This window comes from Rhizobium sp. SRDI943 (genome assembly GCF_057653695.1).
In genome coordinates this window covers 1,041,826-1,058,327 of record NZ_JBYGKN010000002.1, presented here as the reverse complement: position 1 = coordinate 1,058,327, position 16,502 = coordinate 1,041,826, and the positions used below count along the sequence as shown (strand labels likewise).

Here is a 16,502-nt window from a genome sequence, read left to right as displayed (position 1 = left end):
GCACGGCTCACGCGGCTCCTTTTTCCTCGAACGACATGAAAGCAGGCCTGACGTCATGGATTTCCCTCCCGGAAACCCATGACGACCCATCTTTCACGAAAATCAGACGGCCTGTTTCAGCGCCGCCTTTTCCGCGCGCAGCTCCTCGATCGAGCGAACGTTGCGGCGTGCGGCCCCCGCCCAGTCGCGGGTCTGCACCTTCGATTTCGACAGCCGCTCCTTGGCGGCCGGCACGGCATGCGCATATTGCGGCAGCCAGCGCGCCTGGGCAACGACCATCTCGTCGACCATCTGCCAGACCTCTTCCGGCGTCGAGACGGCGCCGACCAGCGGGTCGTGCAGCACGGCAAGCTTCAGGAGGTCGACGTCGCCTGATATCGCCGCGTGCACCGACATGCGCTGGACGTTGATCGAGGCGATGCAGGTGGCCGCGCAGGCTTCCGGCAGGGTGACGCCGGAGACCATGTTGATGCCGAAGCGATCGACGAAGCCCGGCGATTCGATGATCGCATCGGACGGCAGGTTGGTGATGACGCCATTGTTCTTGACGTTGAAATGGCCGCGATAGACCCGGTTCGTCTCCAGCGCCTCGAGGATATGGCTGGCATGTTCGTTCGAGCGCTTGGCGGGATCGATCGGCTTTGCGGCGGATTCCAAAAATTGCGGATATTCCGTCTCGAACCAGTTGCGCGTTTCAGTGGAATGGCGGAGATAGCCGCCGGTCTCGCCGTGGATCCAGTCGGACATGTCGATCCAGCGGGTGATTTCGTCCGGCCGCTTGCGGTACCAGGGCAGGTATTCCGAGAGATGGCCGTTGCTTTCGGTGGAATAGACGCCGAAACGCTTCAGCACGTCGATGCGCAATTTCTCCTGCTGCGAATAGACCGGATGCGCCTCGAAGGCGGCGATGAGCTCGTCCTTGCCGATCCTCCGGCCGTTGAGGCGAAGATCGATGAACCAGGTTTGGTGGTTGATGCCGGAGCAAATATAGTCGAGCTCACTCAGCGACTTGGCGCCGAGCACCTCGGCGATCTGTTCGGCGCCATGCTGGACGCCGTGGCAGAGGCCGACGGTATCGACCTTGCCATATTCGATCGCCGCCCAGGTGTTCATCGCCATCGGGTTGGCATAGTTCAGGAATTTCGCGCCGGGCTCGGCGACCTCGCGGATATCCTTGCAGAAGTCGAGAATGACCGGGATGTTGCGCTGGCCATAGAGGATGCCGCCGGCACAGATCGTATCGCCGACACACTGGTCGATGCCGTATTTCAGCGGGATTCTGATATCGTCGGCATAGGCCTCGAGCCCACCGACCCGCACGCAGCTGATAATATAACGCGCGCCTTCCAGCGCCTGGCGCCGGTTGGTGGTCGCCGTCACCTTCGTCGGCAGCCCGTTCGCCTCGACGACGCGGTCGAGGATCGCCTTGATCATTTCGAGATTGTGTTCGCTGAGATCCGTCAGCGCGAATTCGACGTCTCGAAACTCGGGAACGCACAATATATCGGTAAACAGCTTCTTGGTGAAACCGACGCTGCCCGCACCGATGATAGCGATTTTGAAACTCATGATCTTCACCTCGATCCAATCGAATGCTAAGGAAAAGAAGGTTATGGAGGATCAGGCCGCATGCTGACGCATGTGGCTGAAAACACCGTAAAATCTGCCTTTTTCCTCCCGGCCGCTCTATCGGCCGTGGTCTCTTCCTCTTGTCGGCCGGGATTATGCCCGAAATCGACAGGGCGACCAGAGAAGGATTATGCTTTCAGGGGTAATTTTGTGCTGCAGGATTTGATCGCCAACGGACAGTCGATGAGGACGGTTTCGCTACCCCGGGGCCGCCAGCGATTGCACGCCATGCCGACCAGCGCCGGCTATGAAGTGCGCGAGAACGAGAGCTATGACTGGGACGGCCGCCGGCGCGGTCAAACCCCCTTCACCGTCCTGCAGCACACGATCAGCGGCAGCGGCCAGCTGCGCTACCAGCACCGCAATTATCGCCTTCAAGGCGGCGACACGCTGCTCGTTCTTGTGCCGCACAATCATCGCTACTGGCTGGAGAAGGGCGACCGATGGGAATATTTCTGGATCTCGATGAATGGCGAGGAAACGCTGCGCATCCACCAGATGGTGCTGTCGACCGCCGGGCCGGTGCTGAAGCTCCAGCCCTCGACCATCGATCATCTCGCCGATTGCAGCCTGCGCCTGGTCAAGGGCGCAACGTCGCCGGGTGCCGCGTCGGCGATTGCCTATGAAGCGGCGATGGCGCTTTACGACGACGTCTTCGGTTCGCCGGCCTTCGCCGCCGAGCTCAGCCTGATGCAGCCGGTGATCGACCATATCAACACCAATCTCGAAAAGTCGCTACCTGTCAGCGAGCTTGCCGGCATCGTCGGCCTCAGCCGCGCGCATTTCTCGCGCAGCTTTGCCGACAGCGAGGGCATGCCGCCGGCCGAATTCGTGCTGCAGCAACGCCTGCAGCGCGCCGTCAAGCTTCTGACCAAGGCCGACTTTCTGCCGGTCAAGGAAGTCGCCATCATGTGCGGCTTCGAAGACCCCAACTATTTTTCCAAGGTCTTCCGCCGTGTCTACGGCACAAACCCGACCGAATTCCGCACGACCGGCATGTATGCCAGCATCGGAAAACTGAGATAGCTGCTCGTCCCGATCGGCGGGACCTGGCTTCAGGCCCGGACTTCGAACACCATGTTGAACGGCGTTTCCGTGGCGCGACGGAAATGCGTGAACCCGGCGTCGAGCGCGACCTTTCGAAGCTTCATTTCTCCCGCCTGGGCGCCGAGCCCGAGCCCAACCTCCTGGGAGAGCGATGCCGGCGTGCAGATCATCGTCGACGCGCCGTAATAGACGCGGCCGACCGGATTGAGATTGTCCTTGAGATGGTCATGGGCAAAGGGCTCGACGATGAGCCACGTGCCGTTCGGCCCAAGCGTGTCCTTGACATGCCGGCCGGCGCCGACCGGATCGCCCATGTCGTGAAGGCAATCGAACATGGCGACCATATCATAGCCGCGCCCCGGAAATTCCGCCGCCGAGCCCTGCTCGAAGCTCACACGGTCGGAAACACCCGCTTCCTTGGCGGCGGCGTTTGCCCTTTCGATCGACGGGCCGTGATAGTCGAAGCCGGTGAAGCGGGAGGCGGGATAGGCCTGCGCCATCAGGATGGTCGATGCCCCATGACCGCAGCCGACATCGGCGACACTGGCGCCGGCCTTGAGCTTTTCTTCGACCCCGCCAAGGGCCGGAATCCATTCATTGACGAGATGGCTGTTATAGCCCGGACGAAAGAACCGCTCGGTTCCCCGAAACAGGCAGGTGCTGTGCTCATGCCAGCCGAGACCCTTCCCCGTGCGGAAGGCGTCGGCGACCTTGGGCTCGTCCATCCACATGGATTGCACGACCTCGAAGGCGCCGACGAAGAAGGCCGGGCTGTTTTCCTCGCCAAAGACCATCGCCTGCTCCGGCGTCAGGCTGAAACGATCGGTCTTTTCATCGTAAGCGACATAGTCGGCCGCCGCCTGGGCGCTCAGCCATTCCCTGAGATAGCGCTCCTTGATCCCCGTCTTCTTGGCAAGATCCTGGACGCTCATCGGCGTTCCGTCGGCCATCGCCTTGTAGATTCCGACCTGGTCGCCAAGCACGACCAAGGCACCTGACATGGCGGCGCCGACGTCGCCAACAAGACGACCGACAAGCGCATCGAGTTTTTGCATATCCGGCTCACGCATTGTTACCTCCCGGGTGCGTGATAAAGGTAAGCTAAATTAGACTTTAATAATATTCAGTCAATCAACCTTGTCGTTCGCGAGAACGAGCGTGGAGGATTTACGGTCAAAAGAATGGCACAGGGATCTATTTCCAGACGCGGAATACGCCCGCCATGGACCTGGCACTCATCATCGCTTGTGTCGAGATTGCGTGTTTAATATAATCTGCCCGAGGCAGAATCACACTTTTGATGCAAGGTTATCGTTTTGTGCCTATCGTCCGCTCAATGTCGCGCTGCTCGTGCCCTTTTGGCGTGGTCTCAGGACGATCTCTCGTCGGCGTCGAAAGTCGCCAAGGCGACGATCGCTAATTTCGAGGCGGCAAAGCGCTCTCCCTACGAACGAACGCTTCAGGATATGAAGCACGCCCTGGAAGGCGCGGGTGTAATTTTCATCCCCGAAAATGGCGGGGGTGCGGGCGTTCGCCTGGCAAAACGCGCTGATGCCTCGATCGACACGAATGAGACCGAGACGGTTCAATATGAAGAATATCTCGAAAACGACGCACCGCCCGGTGCGGGTGGCTGAATGATGGCAAAAAAAGAAAAGCTCGAACACTCCGAACTGGCGGGAGAATTCACCGACGACGGGATCACCGTGCTCGTCGATATCTTCCGCACATCGGGCAGCAATGAAGACTGGACGATGGAAGTGGTCACGCAAGCGGAAGATCTGATCCGCTGGGACGAGCCATTTCCGACCGACAGGGATGCCTTCGACGAATTCCTGGCCGTCGTCGCCCGCGACGGCATTCGATCGTTTCTCGAGGATGAAGAGCCGTCCGTGCATTGAGGGATATTCCGTGAAGAGCATCAACGATCTGGTCGCATCGGCGAAAACCGTCTGCGATCGATACCGGGCCGGGCGGATGGAGCGCGAGACCGTACGGGAATGGGTTCTCGGACTTGGCGCCTATCCGTCGCCGCATGGAGATCGGGTGCGGGAAGCTGCCGAATGGTTCCGGCTGCACAATCGCGAGCCTGTTTCCGAGGACATCGTGCTGGTCGACATCGACCGGCTTGCAGCAATTTCAGCGCCGTGACCCCGGGGCGTGCGAGCGGATAGGCTGTCTGCAATGGCCAGCCATATCCGATGCTCACCAGTCTTTTTCAGGTCGTTCGATGCGGGACGGATCGCCGGGGCGCCGGCGCTGTTTGGCGGTTGCCTCGCCGCCTCGATGCGCACTGGCGCAATTACGCCGTTACTAGGCGGCGTAGGACCACTGACGATCATGAGCCTTATGCATAATACCCTCATCGCAGCTTCCATGTTGAGCGGTCAGGGGGTTCCGCTGCTTCGGCAAATGTGACACCTCTTACGAGGCTGGCATGGCTCCTGCATCTCACGCGCGAAGCGTACGTCAAGCGCGGCTAGGGTATTTTGATTCGTGCGATAAATAGAAGGAACAGCACGTGGCAGCATTTCCGGAAAAGGCGAAGGTCGTCATCATCGGTCTCGGCGGCATCGTCGGCGCCTCCATCGCCCATCATCTCGTCGAGCGGGGATGGGACGATATTGTCGGCATCGATAAGTCGGGCATACCGACCGATATCGGCTCGACAGCCCATGCCTCGGACTTCTGTTACACCACGAGCCACGACTATCTGTCGGTCTGGACGACGCAATATTCGATCGATTTCTACGAGAAGATGGGCCATTACGCCCGCATTGGCGGCCTCGAAGTGGCCCGCACCGGCGACGATGCCTGGATGGAGGAAATCAAGCGCAAGCTATCCTCGGCACGCGCTTTCGGCACCCGCGCTCATTATGTCAGCCCTTCCGAGATCAAGGAGAAGTTCCCGCTTATCGAGGAAGATCAGGTGATGGGCGGCCTTTACGATCCGGATGCCGGCCTCGTCATTCCGCGCTCGCAAACCGTTGCCGGCAAGCTGGTCGATGCCGCCGAAAAGGCCGGCAAGCTTAAGGTGTTTGGCAACACGCCGGCCAAGTCGCTGATTGTCGAAGGCGGTCGCATCAAGGGCGTCGTCACCCATCGCGGCACGATCATGGCCGACCACGTCATCGTCTGTGCCGGCCTCTGGGGGCGCCTGATCGCGGAGATGGTCGGCGAAGACCTGCCGGTCATGCCGGTCGACCACCCGCTCACCTTCTTCGGTCCGTATAACGAATTCGAAGGCACCGGTAAGGAAATCGGCTTCCCGCTGCTGCGCGATCAGGGCAACTCCGCCTATATGCGCGATACCGGCGACCCGGCGACGACGGAGGGCGGCCAGATCGAGTGGGGCTATTACGAAGCCACCAATCCGCGCATGTGCCACCCGCGCGACATTCTCGAAAAACACGAGGCGCGCCTGTCGCCTTCGCAGCGCGACCTCGAGATGGAACAGATCATCGAGCCGCTCGAGCGCGCCATGGAACTGACGCCGATCCTCGGCGAACTCGGCTACAACGAAGGTCACTCCTTCAACGGCCTGCTGCAAGTATCGGCAGGCGGCGGCGCATCCTGCGGCGAGAGCCAGAAGGTGCGCGGTCTCTGGTACTGCGTTGCCATCTGGGTCAAGGACGGCCCGGGCTACGGCAAGCTGATCGCCGACTGGATGACCGATGGCCGGACTGAAATCGATCACAACAGCATCGACTATGCCCGCTTCTATCCGCATCAGCTGACGGAAGAGTTCATCGAGGGTCGCTGCTACGAAGCCGCCCAGAAGATCTATTTCCCGGCTGTTCACACCCGCGAACCCTATGCATCCGGCCGCAACGCCAAGCGCTCGCCCTTCTACGAGCGCGAAAAAGAGCTAGGCGGCTACTTCATGGAACTTGGCGGCTGGGAGCGTGCGCACGGCTACGCCGCCAACGAACACCTTCTGGAGAAATACGCCGACCGCGTCCCGGTCCGCGAGAACGAATGGGACAGCCGCCATTTCTGGCGCGTGTCGAATGCCGAGCATCTGGCGATGAGCGAGGACTGCGGCATCGTCAATCTAAGCCACTTCCACATGGTCGATATCGAGGGACCTGACCATGTCGAACTGATGGAATGGCTGTGCGCCGCCAAGGTCGGCGGCGATGCCAACATCGGCAAGGGCGTTTACACCCACTTCCTCGACGACGAAGGCATGGTCCGCGCTGACTTCACTGTCTTCCGCATGGCCGACCGGTGCCGCCTCGTCAATGGCGCCGATGCCGGCCCGCGCGACCTGCACTACATGAAGCGGGTCGCCGAAGACCGCGGCCTCGACGTGATCATCACCGACGTCTCGGAAAAATTCGTGACGATCGGCATCTGGGGTCCGAACGCGCGCGACACGCTGAAGAAGACTGTCGCCGATCCGGCCGGGCTCGATCAGGAAAACTTCGCCTTCGCGGCGATCAAGCCGATCGAAATCGCGGGTAAGCCCGTCACCGCCTTCCGCATCTCCTATGTCGGCGAGCAGGGCTGGGAACTGCACATGAAGTACGAAGACGGCCTCGCCGTCTGGGACGCGCTGCGCGCGACCGGCGTGATGGCCTTCGGCGTCGAAACCTATGCGAACTCGCGCCGCATGGAAAAGAGCCTGCGCCTGCAGAACGGCGACCTCCTGACCCAGTACAACCTGATCGAAGCCGATCTCGCCCGTCCGAAGGTCAAGGAAGCCGATTTCCGCGGCAAGGCAAAGCACCTGGAATACAAGGCGCGCGAGCACCAGCCGGCCATGCTCTGCACGCTTGTGATGACCGAGAATACCGACAAGTCGGGCGTGAAGCGTTATCCCGTCGGCAACATGCCGGTCGTCGATCCCGCAACGGGAGAGGTCCTGGTCGACGAGCTTGGCCGTCGGTCCTACACGACCTCGGTCGCCTACGGCCCGACGGTCGGAAAGAACATTGCGCTAGCCTATCTGCCATGGTCGCATTGCCAGGTCGGACGCAGGCTGAATGTCGAGTATTTCGCCGAGACTTATCCGGTCGAGGTCGTCGGCGTCGGGTACAAGCCGATCTATGACCCAGAAAATCTGAAGCCGCGCACTTAGCAGTCAAGCGCTTGTGGCGCCCCAAGCGGGGCGCCATCATCCGGTCCGCGGGCAAGCCTCCAGTTCCTGCCGTGTCTCTTCAAGTGCCTCGTCGAAATCGACTGGCGAGGCAGTTCGCTTACCTTGCCCTCGGCCACATCCCACGCAGCTTTTGGATCTCTCCACTGCACTGCTGCCACTTGGCGGACCAGCCGCGCTTCGCTTCACGGATGACTTGGCTGGCACCGCCTCCGACCGCGTCGCGCAGCAGGTCGGCATGTTGGGGCTACGCTTGTCGGAAGAATTATTGCCCGCCTGACACTCTGCGAAGAATATTTCGACGCAATGTCGCCGACGCTTATCTTCTTGCGCGACGCCAGCCTGCAGCGCGGGCTTCAGCCTCCGAGCAAAACCACCTCTCCCCATACTGAGGGGAAATGTTGGTTTTCTCGTAGTACTCTTGGCCTGGCAGATGGTAGATGCGCTCGTGGCTGCCGATGCTCACATTGCCTTTGATCGTGCAGCCGACGCCACGATTGGCAAATGAAGCACCCTTGGCCGTTGCTTCGACGCCAAGGTATCCGGCGACCCCTGCTCCGATGATCGCGAGATAGAATGCCTCCATCGTGAACCATGGGCGGGGCCATTTCTTGGTTGTATATCTGGGCGAAAATGAGCGGTGGGTCGGCATTCGCCATCAAGTGCGAATCCTGCGCACCATCGCAAGCTCTGGTTGAATAACTGGTTAATCCCTCTGCGCGCAGATCGTTAAAAATGCACCGGTATGGATTGCTTCAAGCGGCCAGTCGAGAGGCAGGCGGTGCCGCTACCGGCTTCAGCTCGTTAATGGATACACGCATCATCACAGATGTTACATCTTACAAAATCGGTCCCGACGTCACAGGGATGTCACGCACCCGCCGCGTACGCGGCGTTTCGTCAATAAGCGAATCTGATAGATCATGACGCGTGTAGAATTCGATAGTGAGGCATGATGTCGTCCGAAATTCGCTCACCCTTTTCGGCATCATGCTCTGGCAAGTGGACAGTCGATGCTTGAAACTCTCACATGGTCCGGAGTGCTTGCCGATCCTGTCGTCCAGGCCGGGACGCTGGCCGTGGTCGGCGCGATCGTCACGCGCATAGCGCTTCGGCCCTTCCCGAGCTGGAGGCTCGCCGGCCAGGTGTTCTTCTTCGCGGCGCTAACGGTCCTGCTGCTCTATCATGACATCGTGCCCTACCAGGTCGGGCCGACAACGGCATCGACCTTCGAACGCGTCTTCATCGCCCTTGCCAAGGTTGTCTGGTGGATCAACGCGGCCTGGGCGCTGATCGCCTTCGTCCGCGTCTTCCTGATCTTCGAGCGCCAACCGCGCGAAGGTCGCCTCGTTCAGGATCTGGTCATCGGCCTGATCTATCTCGGCGCGATCCTCTCGGTGGTCGCCTATGTCTTCAGCTTTCCCGTCGGCACGCTGATCGCCACGTCTGGCGTCCTTGCCGTCATTCTCGGTCTGGCGATGCAGAGCACCCTGAGCGACGTCTTTTCGGGCATCGCGCTCAATCTCGGACGGCCCTACGCGATCGGCGACTGGATCGTGCTGAATGACGGCGTCGAAGGCCGTGTCGTCGAAACCAACTGGCGCTCCACCCATCTGCTGAACGGCTCGAACGACCTCGTCGTCCTGCCCAACAGTTTTCTCGCCAAGGTCGGGCTGACCAATCTCAGCAGTCCTGACCGCAGTCACGGCGCGACGCTGACGGTCCGCGTCGTGCCGACAATCGGGCCGTCGGCGATCATCGACGTCATGCGCGCTGTGCTCTTGAGCAGCGACTCGATCCTGGCCGAGCCGAAACCAGGCGTGCAGATCAAATCACTGACGTCGGACGCAATTGAGGTGGAGCTCTCCTTCCGCGTCCGGGATATCGGCCAGGCGGGGCCGGCGAAAAACGAAATATTCGACCTGATCTACCGCCATGTCAAAGCTGCGGGTCTCACTTTGGCGCGACCGCTCGACGCCGCCGGCCCTCCGCCCGAGCAATTGCAGCCGGAGGAGCTGGCAAAGCCGCACCGGCCGACGCCGCTCAAGCTTCTCGACGCCGTCCCGCTGTTTTCCTCGCTGACCGAGGACGAAAAGGAAACGCTCGCAGCCTCGATGACGCGGCGGACCTACAAGAAGGATTCCGTTCTCATCGATCAGGGCGATACGGTTGCGTCGCTGATGATCGTGCGCAGCGGTGCGCTCGTCGCGACACGGCAGGAAGGCCACAAGCAAGTCGAACTCGGCCGGCTGGCGCCGGGCGATTATTTCGGCGAAAGCGGACTGCTGATCGGCATTGGCGAGGCGGCGAGCCTGCGCGCGCTGACCTTCGTCGTCGTCTACGAAATCGCGCAGGCAAGCCTGGCACCGCTGCTGCACGACCGGCCCGCCATTGCCGAAGAGCTGGCCGCCACCCTCTCGCGCCGGATCGAGACCGGCCAGCATTCCTTCGCGGCCGAAGGGGCCGCGCTGAACGGCGGCTCGGTTGGCTCGCTGGTGACGCGTATCCGCCACCTGTTCAAGGTGCCGCAATAGCGATCTGAGGCTATTTCCGCTGAAACTTCTGCCTCGCCGCGCGCGCCAGGCTCTCGGCGAGAATCAGCAAACAGCCCAAGAGAAGCAGAGCAGCGGCTAGCAGCGCGTTGACATGAGCGAATTTCACCAGGACGGCGACGCCGGCGATCAGCAGCAGCGCCAACAGCGCCAGCGCGCCGTCGTCGATGAACATGCCGAAGAATTCCTTCAACGCGACCTTAAGAATATTCCTCACGCGGTGACCTCGGCATGGGCGTTGAAATGCTGGCGCAGCATCCGGACAGCGGCGAACGAAAAGACGGCGAGCACGGCAAGGATCGCCAGAAGCGAAAGGTCGGCGCCCGGCCAATCGGCACCGATGCCCTCGCCGACCCAGAATATGCCGAAGGCGCTAAGCAGCAGCCCGACGACAAATTTGAGGCTGTTCTCCGGAACCGCCGAAAGCGGTTTGTGCACGAAGATGCCGATGATCAGCACCAAAAGGCAAGCCGCAGCCGCCCCAAGACTGGCATAGCCGATCATGCCATGTCCGGCGCCGGTGGCGATGACGATGAACACCACCTCGATCCCCTCAAGCAGCACGGCCTTGAAGGCCGCAATGCCCGCCAGGAGATTCGCGCGGCGCTCTGAGGATTGGCGCCTCAGGCTATCCGTCTCGGCGGCAAAGGCCTTGTCCTCGTCGTGCAGCGCGATGAAGCCCGAAGCTCTGAGGATCGCCTTGCGCAACCAGCGCAGGCCGAAGAGAACGAGCAGGGTTCCGATGACGAACTGCATCAGCTCGACCGGAATGAGGCCGAGCAATGGACCGAGCGCCAGCACAAGGATGGCCAGAACACCGAGCGCAAGACCGGTGCCGATGAAGGCCGGGCGCCAGCTCTGCGTGACGCCGACGGCGAGGATGATGGTGAAGGCCTCAACGACCTCGACGAAAGAGCCGAGAAATGCGGCCGTGACCGTCGAGGTGATCGTTGTCAGAGTTGTCATGGTTCTTGTCCGTTGGGCCGGCGGAGATCACGATTGGGCTGGCTGCGATCTTTTCTTACCGTTTTCCCTCCGCTACATCATCAGGGGCGCGGCTCGGAATGAAGCGCTTCGAGATCAACCAGCAGCCGAGCGCCCACAAAGCCCCCGCACACCATCCGGCGAAGACGTCCGTCGGGTAATGGACGCCGAGATAAATCCGGCTCAAGCCGATGATGACGGCAAGGAAGACGCCGGCGCCCATGACGAAGATCCGCGTCGACGGATAACGCTGCGTTCGCGCCACCAGTGCGCCAAGGGTCAGATAGGTCACCGCCGAGACCATCGCATGTCCGCTTGGAAAGCTGAGATCGCTCACCGCGACCAGATGCGGGACTATATCAGGACGCGGCCGGGCAACGAGGATTTTCAGCAGCGCGCTCGCCAGCCAGCCGGTCAACACCGAGGAAAAGACGAAGATGGCGATCGGCCAGCGCCGGTCGAACAGAAGATAGATGGTGATCAGAGCCGTTAGCAGCGAGAGAACGGTGATGCCGCCGAGCGCGGTGATATCGTCGACAGCATGCGTCAGCCACTCGGGGCCGATCGGCACGGCAAGATCATCCGCGCGTCTCAACGCCAGCAGGATCACCTCGTCGAAGCGAAAGGTCTCGCCTTCCAGGACTTCGCTGGTCAGCCGCTGGAGCACGAACAGTCCGCCTGCGATCGACGCGAGCGTAATCAGCGTCAGCGGTTCATAGGCGGTAAGCCTTGTCAAAAAACCTCGTCGTTGAACCTCAGTCATGCCTGCCGTCGAACTCCCTTCACATCATGTCGGTCCTCGCCAGATTGGCAATGCTACCTCAGGATTCAAGGCCCAGCTGCATTCAACGGCGCTCCTGAAGCGAGTTTTGCGCTCGGCGAGGCCGCCGTCCATGGTTCATCGACACCACCCGCGAGATAGGGAAAGGCATTTCGACGGCGAGCCCAGTCCCCATGGAATGTACTAAGAGGGAAATTTCCTTCACGTCAGCGTCTTGCGCAAGGATCAGCCCACTGTGCCGACGATAGCCTTCCCGCTTTGGCTGGGAGCCTGGATGCGCTACTTGGACCGGCAGAACTTTTCTGAATCATCCGCGGGCAATACATCGGAAGCCTAGATGGCAAGTTGCTGTATCGACGGGTTGCGCCATGCGCGCGGCGGGGCGGTAACGGCGGCAATAGTTGGGTGCGCAAAGATGTGAGCCGCCCTTCATAACTTTGCGCGGAATCCTCATCTGCGGTTGGCGCGGATCATAGCTGTTGGAGAGTTCAGCGCCGACGGGATTCGAAATCGTGCAGCACGGGCTGTCGATCATGCCATGCTCTTGATACCAGTCGGTCGTCCATTCCCAGACATTGCCGGCCAAATCGAACAGACCATAGCCGTTGGCCGGAAAACTTCCCACGGGAGATGTCCCTTCGAACCCGTCCTCCCGACTGTTCTGAACGGGAAACTCGCCCTGCCAGGTGTTGGCCATATGCCGACCGCCGGGCGACATTTCCTCGCCCCAGACGTAGTCCGCGGCCTCAAGCCCCCCGCGTGCGGCAAACTCCCATTCTGCTTCGGTTGGAAGTTCCTTGCCGGCCCAGGCTGCATAGGCTTGCGCGTCCTCGAAGGCGACATGGACAACCGGGTGCTCCAATAACCCCTTGATCGTGCTTGCCGGCCCCCGCGGATGCCGCCAGTTTGCTCCGCGCACATATTTCCACCAGTTGTAGTGGTTCGTCAGATCAACGGGCGACTTTGGCTTGATGAAAACGACCGATGCTGGTGCCAGCATCTCCATGATCGCACCGGGATAATCTGCCGGCTTGACCGGCCGCTCCGCCGTGGTGACATAGCCGGTCGCCTCGACAAAGGCGGAAAACGCCCGGTTCGTCACCGGGCATGTGTCCACCCAGAACCCCTTGACACCAACCCTGTGCGCCGGGGCTTCCTCCGCGTAGTGGTGATCAGAGCCCATCAAGAAATCGCCGCCTGGGATCCAGAGCATACGACCGCTCGCACGCGCATTCACAATCTGTGGTTCCATCATGGCGTCGCCTTACGTTCGACCTTCACTAGATCATTCGTTCGCGAAGAGGTTCACTCAATCGCCCCCCGGCTGGGTGCCGTCATCAACGTCTGGAAGAGAACTCGTCTTCGCCGGTCTTCGTCTGCACTTACTGCACCTCGCGATGTTCAAAGAACAGACTCCAAAGCCTCCCTCTGCCGAGCGCGGCGCCGAGTTCCCTCGATGCCAGATAAGGGATCAAGATCAGCAGCATGATTGCGCTCATGGCCAGGAGTTCGGGTAGCCGGCTAGCTATACCTGCGATCACTACCGAGAGCGTTCGGCCATGGAGCAACCCAACGACGCACTCTTCAACAAGCGACATAACGAGGATCAGCGAAAGATAGAGTGTCGCCTTATAGGCCACGACGCTGACGAGTTTCGAACTGCCCGACCGCTCTCCCAGCCGGATCGTATGACCGAGCAGGATGAACTTTCCAAGAATGAGGGCCTTGATCGCGGGTATGCCGAACACAAGAAATTCCACACCCTGACCACCGAGGACTGCCATTTTGTAGAGGAGGATGGCTGCGAAGCAGACATAGAGATAGGCACAGAGGAAGACGTACTCCTTCAGCTCGTGCTTCGCTCGTTGGAGAATATTCGTCGCTTGCGCGTTCTCATTCGCAATCACTGATCTTTTCCGATCCGAAAATTAACGGCGCATCCTTGCCTTTCGTCAAAGCGTGATCACTGTCCGCCACCCCGCTGGAGTTTCTCAAGCACATGGTCCATCGAGAAGCTTCCCGGCGCCTGGCGGGGCGGATATTTTGCATAGGTTTGAAGATGTTTGGCCACATATGCCTGGGCCGGAACCAGCGCGAAGGCATGTTCTACACGCCATCTTGCATAGTCTCCCGCTGCATGCTGGGCAATTTCGAACGGATCGGCGCGCAGGTCTATTAATTTCGGAAATCTCAGTGTGATCAGAGGATCCTGCCACACGTCCAACCCCTCTGCTCGTTGTTCCATGAACACCAGCTTCCAGCGGTCGTAGCGCAATCCGGCCAGGCTTCCGTCATCAGTCCAGTAAAAATACTCCTTGCGCGCCCCAGGCCCTGTGCCATCAAGCAGTTTGCGTTGATTGTAGCCGTCAAGATGCACGTTGAATGTCTTGCCGGCCGCTTCATAGCCGTTCAGAAGCTTGGCTGCGATGTCCGGCTCGCCGGCTGCCGCAACCAAGGTCGGAAGCCAGTCTTCGTGGGAGACAATCTCGTTAATCTCGGTTCCCGGTTTGACAACGCCCGGCCAGCGCACCATCCCGGGCACGCGGTAGCCCCCCTCCCAATTCGTATTCTTCTCGCCATGGAATGGCGTTGTGCCCCCGTCAGGCCAGGAGAACACCTCTGCACCGTTATCGGTCGTCCAGACAACAATGGTGTTTTCGGCGATTCCAAGATCGTCGAGCTGGTCGAGCAGCTGGCCAACCATACCGTCAAATTCGGCCATGCCGTCGGCAACGATCCCCAAGCCCGTTTTGCCTTCCGACTCAGCCTTAAGATGCGTGGAGATATGCATCCGGGTCGAGTTGAACCAGCAAAAGAACGGTTTGTCGGCTTTGGCGCTGCGGTCGATGAAGTCCTTGGCAGCGCCTAGGAATTCCTCATCAACGGTTTCCATGCGTTTTCTATTGAGCGGTCCCGTATCCTCAATCGTCTGCTTGCCCACTCTTCCGAAACGCGGATCCTCGGTCGGATCGTCTGTCTCGCTTGCTTTGCATTTCAGCACGCCACGCGGTCCGAATTTTGCGAGAAACTGTGGATCCTTCGGGTAATCGGGGTTCTCCGGTTCTTCTTCGGCATTGAGGTGATAGAGGTTGCCAAAGAATTCATCGAAGCCATGGACGGTTGGCAGAAATTCGTTGCGATCGCCGAGATGGTTCTTGCCGAACTGGCCGGTAACGTACCCTTGTGGCTTGAGCAGTTCGGCGATTGTCGGATCCTTCTCAGACAGACCCTCCTTGGCTCCGGGAAGCCCGACTTTTAGCAGCCCCGTGCGAAAACAGCTTTGGCCTGTGATGAAGGCCGCCCGCCCCGCCGTGCAGGATTGCTGAGCGTAGAGATCGGTGAACATCGCACCTTCGTCGGCGATACGGTCGATATTTGGCGTCTGGTATCCCATCTGCCCGCGATTGTAAGCGCTGGTGTTCCACCAGCCGATGTCATCGCCGAAGATCACAAGGATGTTCGGTTTCTTTGCTCCTGCCTGGGCAAGCGCCGGAATGCTGGCGATCGGACAGAATGCCGTTAAAGCGATTGCCGAACCGCCGGCCAGCAGGATTTGGCGACGGGTGGCGTTGTAACCTTGCCGGTTGCTCTTGCTGCTCATCGTGGCGCTCCCGTTCACGTTATCGGCTGTTTGGCTGCTTCCAAAAATTTAGCGCAAATACGGTCCCGCGCTATTGCACTTAAGGGAGGGTCTGTGTGCTTTGCCCGGAGCAGGGCATTTTAGGCGCCAAGCTGTCAGCCCGCTCAATGGCCGCCTGTAAATTCACGGGCGGCTGCATCATAGATGTCTAAAGATTCAAATTGCAAATTACAAAGATCGGCAATCAACATCGGCAATTTTCTTGATTTTAGCATGTTAACTTATTGATTATAATCGTATTTTATAAATTATAAGGTCGGCAAAACTGCCGCCGATGCGACGCCGACCGCCGTGCTGGGGAGCGCTTGGTCTCCGGCTCTCAGGTCACAATCCCAATGCTTTGTTGATGGCCGCAATCAGCGCGGCTCCGGGGAACTGCTTCTGCAGATAAGCAACGCATCCCACCTTTTCCGCCTCTGCCTTCACGGAGGCGGTTTCCAGTGCCGTGATGAAAATCACTGGAAGGGTTGTCCCGTCGGCCTTCAGCCTGCGTTGCAGATCGATGCCGGACATGCCACCGAGGTCGATATCAAGGACAAGGCAGTCTATCGCCGCTTTGGGATCGCGAGCGAGAAAGGCCTCGGCGGATGCAAACTCCATGGCCAGAAAACCGTAGGCGTTGAGCAGCCGCCCCAGGCTGCGCCGCAGGCTTGCGTCATCGTCGACGACAGCGACCGTGCGGCGAAGGTTCTCCACCTCATGCCCCCTCTTTCGAACCTATGAGAGACTAACGGTTGCCGGTCAAATTAGGCCGCATGGAGGTCGATT

17 protein-coding genes are annotated in these 16,502 nt (G+C 60.0%); 7 read left to right on the top strand and 10 right to left on the bottom strand.

Annotated features, from left to right (window positions below; translation table 11 throughout):
* Positions 1 to 102: 102 nt before the first annotated feature.
* Complete coding sequence (gene melA, locus AC245Y_RS29260) at positions 103 to 1,569, bottom strand: alpha-glucosidase/alpha-galactosidase (RefSeq protein ID WP_017996568.1); 1,467 nt, start codon at positions 1,567 to 1,569, stop codon at positions 103 to 105.
* 60 nt (positions 1,570 to 1,629) lie between these two features.
* On the opposite strand from melA, the gene AC245Y_RS29255 reads away from it, so the two are divergent.
* Positions 1,630 to 2,655 carry an AraC family transcriptional regulator gene (locus tag AC245Y_RS29255; RefSeq protein WP_017996569.1) on the top strand — a complete coding sequence of 342 codons (1,026 nt, stop codon included), beginning with the start codon at positions 1,630 to 1,632 and terminating at the stop codon, positions 2,653 to 2,655.
* A 29-nt stretch (positions 2,656 to 2,684) separates the two neighbouring features.
* Here AC245Y_RS29255 and AC245Y_RS29250 read toward each other — a convergent pair whose 3' ends face one another.
* Positions 2,685 to 3,746 (bottom strand): class I SAM-dependent methyltransferase, encoded by a 1,062-nt coding sequence (locus AC245Y_RS29250; RefSeq protein WP_017996570.1) that lies wholly within the window; start codon positions 3,744 to 3,746, stop codon positions 2,685 to 2,687.
* Positions 3,747 to 3,992: 246 nt separating this feature from the next.
* Here AC245Y_RS29250 and AC245Y_RS29245 point away from each other — a divergent pair, with 246 nt between their 5' ends.
* The 5 genes from AC245Y_RS29245 to AC245Y_RS29225 all read left to right on the top strand — a co-directional run bounded on the left by AC245Y_RS29245 (position 3,993) and on the right by AC245Y_RS29225 (position 7,759).
* A complete protein-coding gene (locus AC245Y_RS29245; RefSeq protein WP_003554144.1) occupies positions 3,993 to 4,313 on the top strand; it encodes a helix-turn-helix domain-containing protein in 321 nt (106 codons plus the stop codon).
* Positions 4,314 to 4,316: 3 nt separating this feature from the next.
* Positions 4,317 to 4,577: a hypothetical protein gene (locus AC245Y_RS29240; RefSeq protein ID WP_032996996.1), complete on the top strand. Its 261-nt coding sequence runs from the start codon at positions 4,317 to 4,319 to the stop codon at positions 4,575 to 4,577.
* A 10-nt stretch (positions 4,578 to 4,587) separates the two neighbouring features.
* The gene (locus AC245Y_RS29235) at positions 4,588 to 4,827 is read left to right on the top strand and encodes a hypothetical protein (RefSeq protein WP_003554151.1); all 240 of its coding nucleotides are present in this window, start codon (positions 4,588 to 4,590) and stop codon (positions 4,825 to 4,827) included.
* 33 nt (positions 4,828 to 4,860) lie between these two features.
* Positions 4,861 to 5,094: a hypothetical protein gene (locus AC245Y_RS29230; protein WP_017996572.1), complete on the top strand. Its 234-nt coding sequence runs from the start codon at positions 4,861 to 4,863 to the stop codon at positions 5,092 to 5,094.
* Positions 5,095 to 5,197: 103 nt separating this feature from the next.
* Positions 5,198 to 7,759: a GcvT family protein gene (locus AC245Y_RS29225; RefSeq protein WP_017996573.1), complete on the top strand. Its 2,562-nt coding sequence runs from the start codon at positions 5,198 to 5,200 to the stop codon at positions 7,757 to 7,759.
* 337 nt (positions 7,760 to 8,096) lie between these two features.
* Here AC245Y_RS29225 and AC245Y_RS29220 read toward each other — a convergent pair whose 3' ends face one another.
* Positions 8,097 to 8,429 carry a sunset domain-containing protein gene (locus AC245Y_RS29220; protein ID WP_026157623.1) on the bottom strand — a complete coding sequence of 111 codons (333 nt, stop codon included), beginning with the start codon at positions 8,427 to 8,429 and terminating at the stop codon, positions 8,097 to 8,099.
* Between the two features lie 361 nt (positions 8,430 to 8,790).
* Between AC245Y_RS29220 and AC245Y_RS29215 the strand changes: the two genes are divergently transcribed.
* Complete coding sequence (locus tag AC245Y_RS29215; protein WP_026157624.1) at positions 8,791 to 10,311, top strand: mechanosensitive ion channel family protein; 1,521 nt, start codon at positions 8,791 to 8,793, stop codon at positions 10,309 to 10,311.
* A gap of 10 nt (positions 10,312 to 10,321) precedes the next feature.
* Here AC245Y_RS29215 and AC245Y_RS29210 read toward each other — a convergent pair whose 3' ends face one another.
* The 7 genes from AC245Y_RS29210 to AC245Y_RS29180 form a co-directional block, all read right to left on the bottom strand.
* Entirely contained in the window at positions 10,322 to 10,546 is a 225-nt protein-coding gene (locus AC245Y_RS29210; protein ID WP_017996576.1) for a hypothetical protein, read from the bottom strand.
* Entirely contained in the window at positions 10,543 to 11,295 is a 753-nt protein-coding gene (locus AC245Y_RS29205; protein ID WP_017996577.1) for a COG4280 domain-containing protein, read from the bottom strand. Before AC245Y_RS29205 ends, AC245Y_RS29210 begins: the two co-directional genes overlap by 4 nt.
* Before the next feature lie 55 nt (positions 11,296 to 11,350).
* Positions 11,351 to 12,076, bottom strand: coding sequence for a phosphatase PAP2 family protein (locus tag AC245Y_RS29200; protein WP_017996578.1), 726 nt, complete (start codon positions 12,074 to 12,076; stop codon positions 11,351 to 11,353).
* Between the two features lie 325 nt (positions 12,077 to 12,401).
* Entirely contained in the window at positions 12,402 to 13,349 is a 948-nt protein-coding gene (locus tag AC245Y_RS29195; RefSeq protein WP_020487106.1) for a formylglycine-generating enzyme family protein, read from the bottom strand.
* Between the two features lie 127 nt (positions 13,350 to 13,476).
* Entirely contained in the window at positions 13,477 to 14,001 is a 525-nt protein-coding gene (locus tag AC245Y_RS29190) for a hypothetical protein (protein WP_017996580.1), read from the bottom strand.
* 56 nt (positions 14,002 to 14,057) lie between these two features.
* Positions 14,058 to 15,695, bottom strand: a complete 1,638-nt coding sequence (locus AC245Y_RS29185) for an arylsulfatase (protein ID WP_017996581.1) — start codon at positions 15,693 to 15,695, stop codon at positions 14,058 to 14,060.
* Positions 15,696 to 16,058: 363 nt separating this feature from the next.
* Positions 16,059 to 16,430: a response regulator transcription factor gene (locus AC245Y_RS29180; protein ID WP_017996582.1), complete on the bottom strand. Its 372-nt coding sequence runs from the start codon at positions 16,428 to 16,430 to the stop codon at positions 16,059 to 16,061.
* Between the last annotated feature and the right edge of the window lie 72 nt (positions 16,431 to 16,502).

Coding starts and splice junctions, on each gene's coding strand:
- melA (WP_017996568.1), bottom strand. CDS start 1,569: ATGAGTTTCAAAATCGCTATCATCGGTGCGGGCAGCGTCGGTTTCACC.
- AC245Y_RS29255 (WP_017996569.1), top strand. CDS start 1,630: ATGCTGACGCATGTGGCTGAAAACACCGTAAAATCTGCCTTTTTCCTC.
- AC245Y_RS29250 (WP_017996570.1), bottom strand. CDS start 3,746: ATGCGTGAGCCGGATATGCAAAAACTCGATGCGCTTGTCGGTCGTCTT.
- AC245Y_RS29240 (WP_032996996.1), top strand. CDS start 4,317: ATGGCAAAAAAAGAAAAGCTCGAACACTCCGAACTGGCGGGAGAATTC.
- AC245Y_RS29230 (WP_017996572.1), top strand. CDS start 4,861: ATGGCCAGCCATATCCGATGCTCACCAGTCTTTTTCAGGTCGTTCGAT.
- AC245Y_RS29220 (WP_026157623.1), bottom strand. CDS start 8,429: ATGCCGACCCACCGCTCATTTTCGCCCAGATATACAACCAAGAAATGG.
- AC245Y_RS29215 (WP_026157624.1), top strand. CDS start 8,791: ATGCTTGAAACTCTCACATGGTCCGGAGTGCTTGCCGATCCTGTCGTC.
- AC245Y_RS29205 (WP_017996577.1), bottom strand. CDS start 11,295: ATGACAACTCTGACAACGATCACCTCGACGGTCACGGCCGCATTTCTC.
- AC245Y_RS29200 (WP_017996578.1), bottom strand. CDS start 12,076: ATGACTGAGGTTCAACGACGAGGTTTTTTGACAAGGCTTACCGCCTAT.
- AC245Y_RS29195 (WP_020487106.1), bottom strand. CDS start 13,349: ATGATGGAACCACAGATTGTGAATGCGCGTGCGAGCGGTCGTATGCTC.
- AC245Y_RS29185 (WP_017996581.1), bottom strand. CDS start 15,695: ATGAGCAGCAAGAGCAACCGGCAAGGTTACAACGCCACCCGTCGCCAA.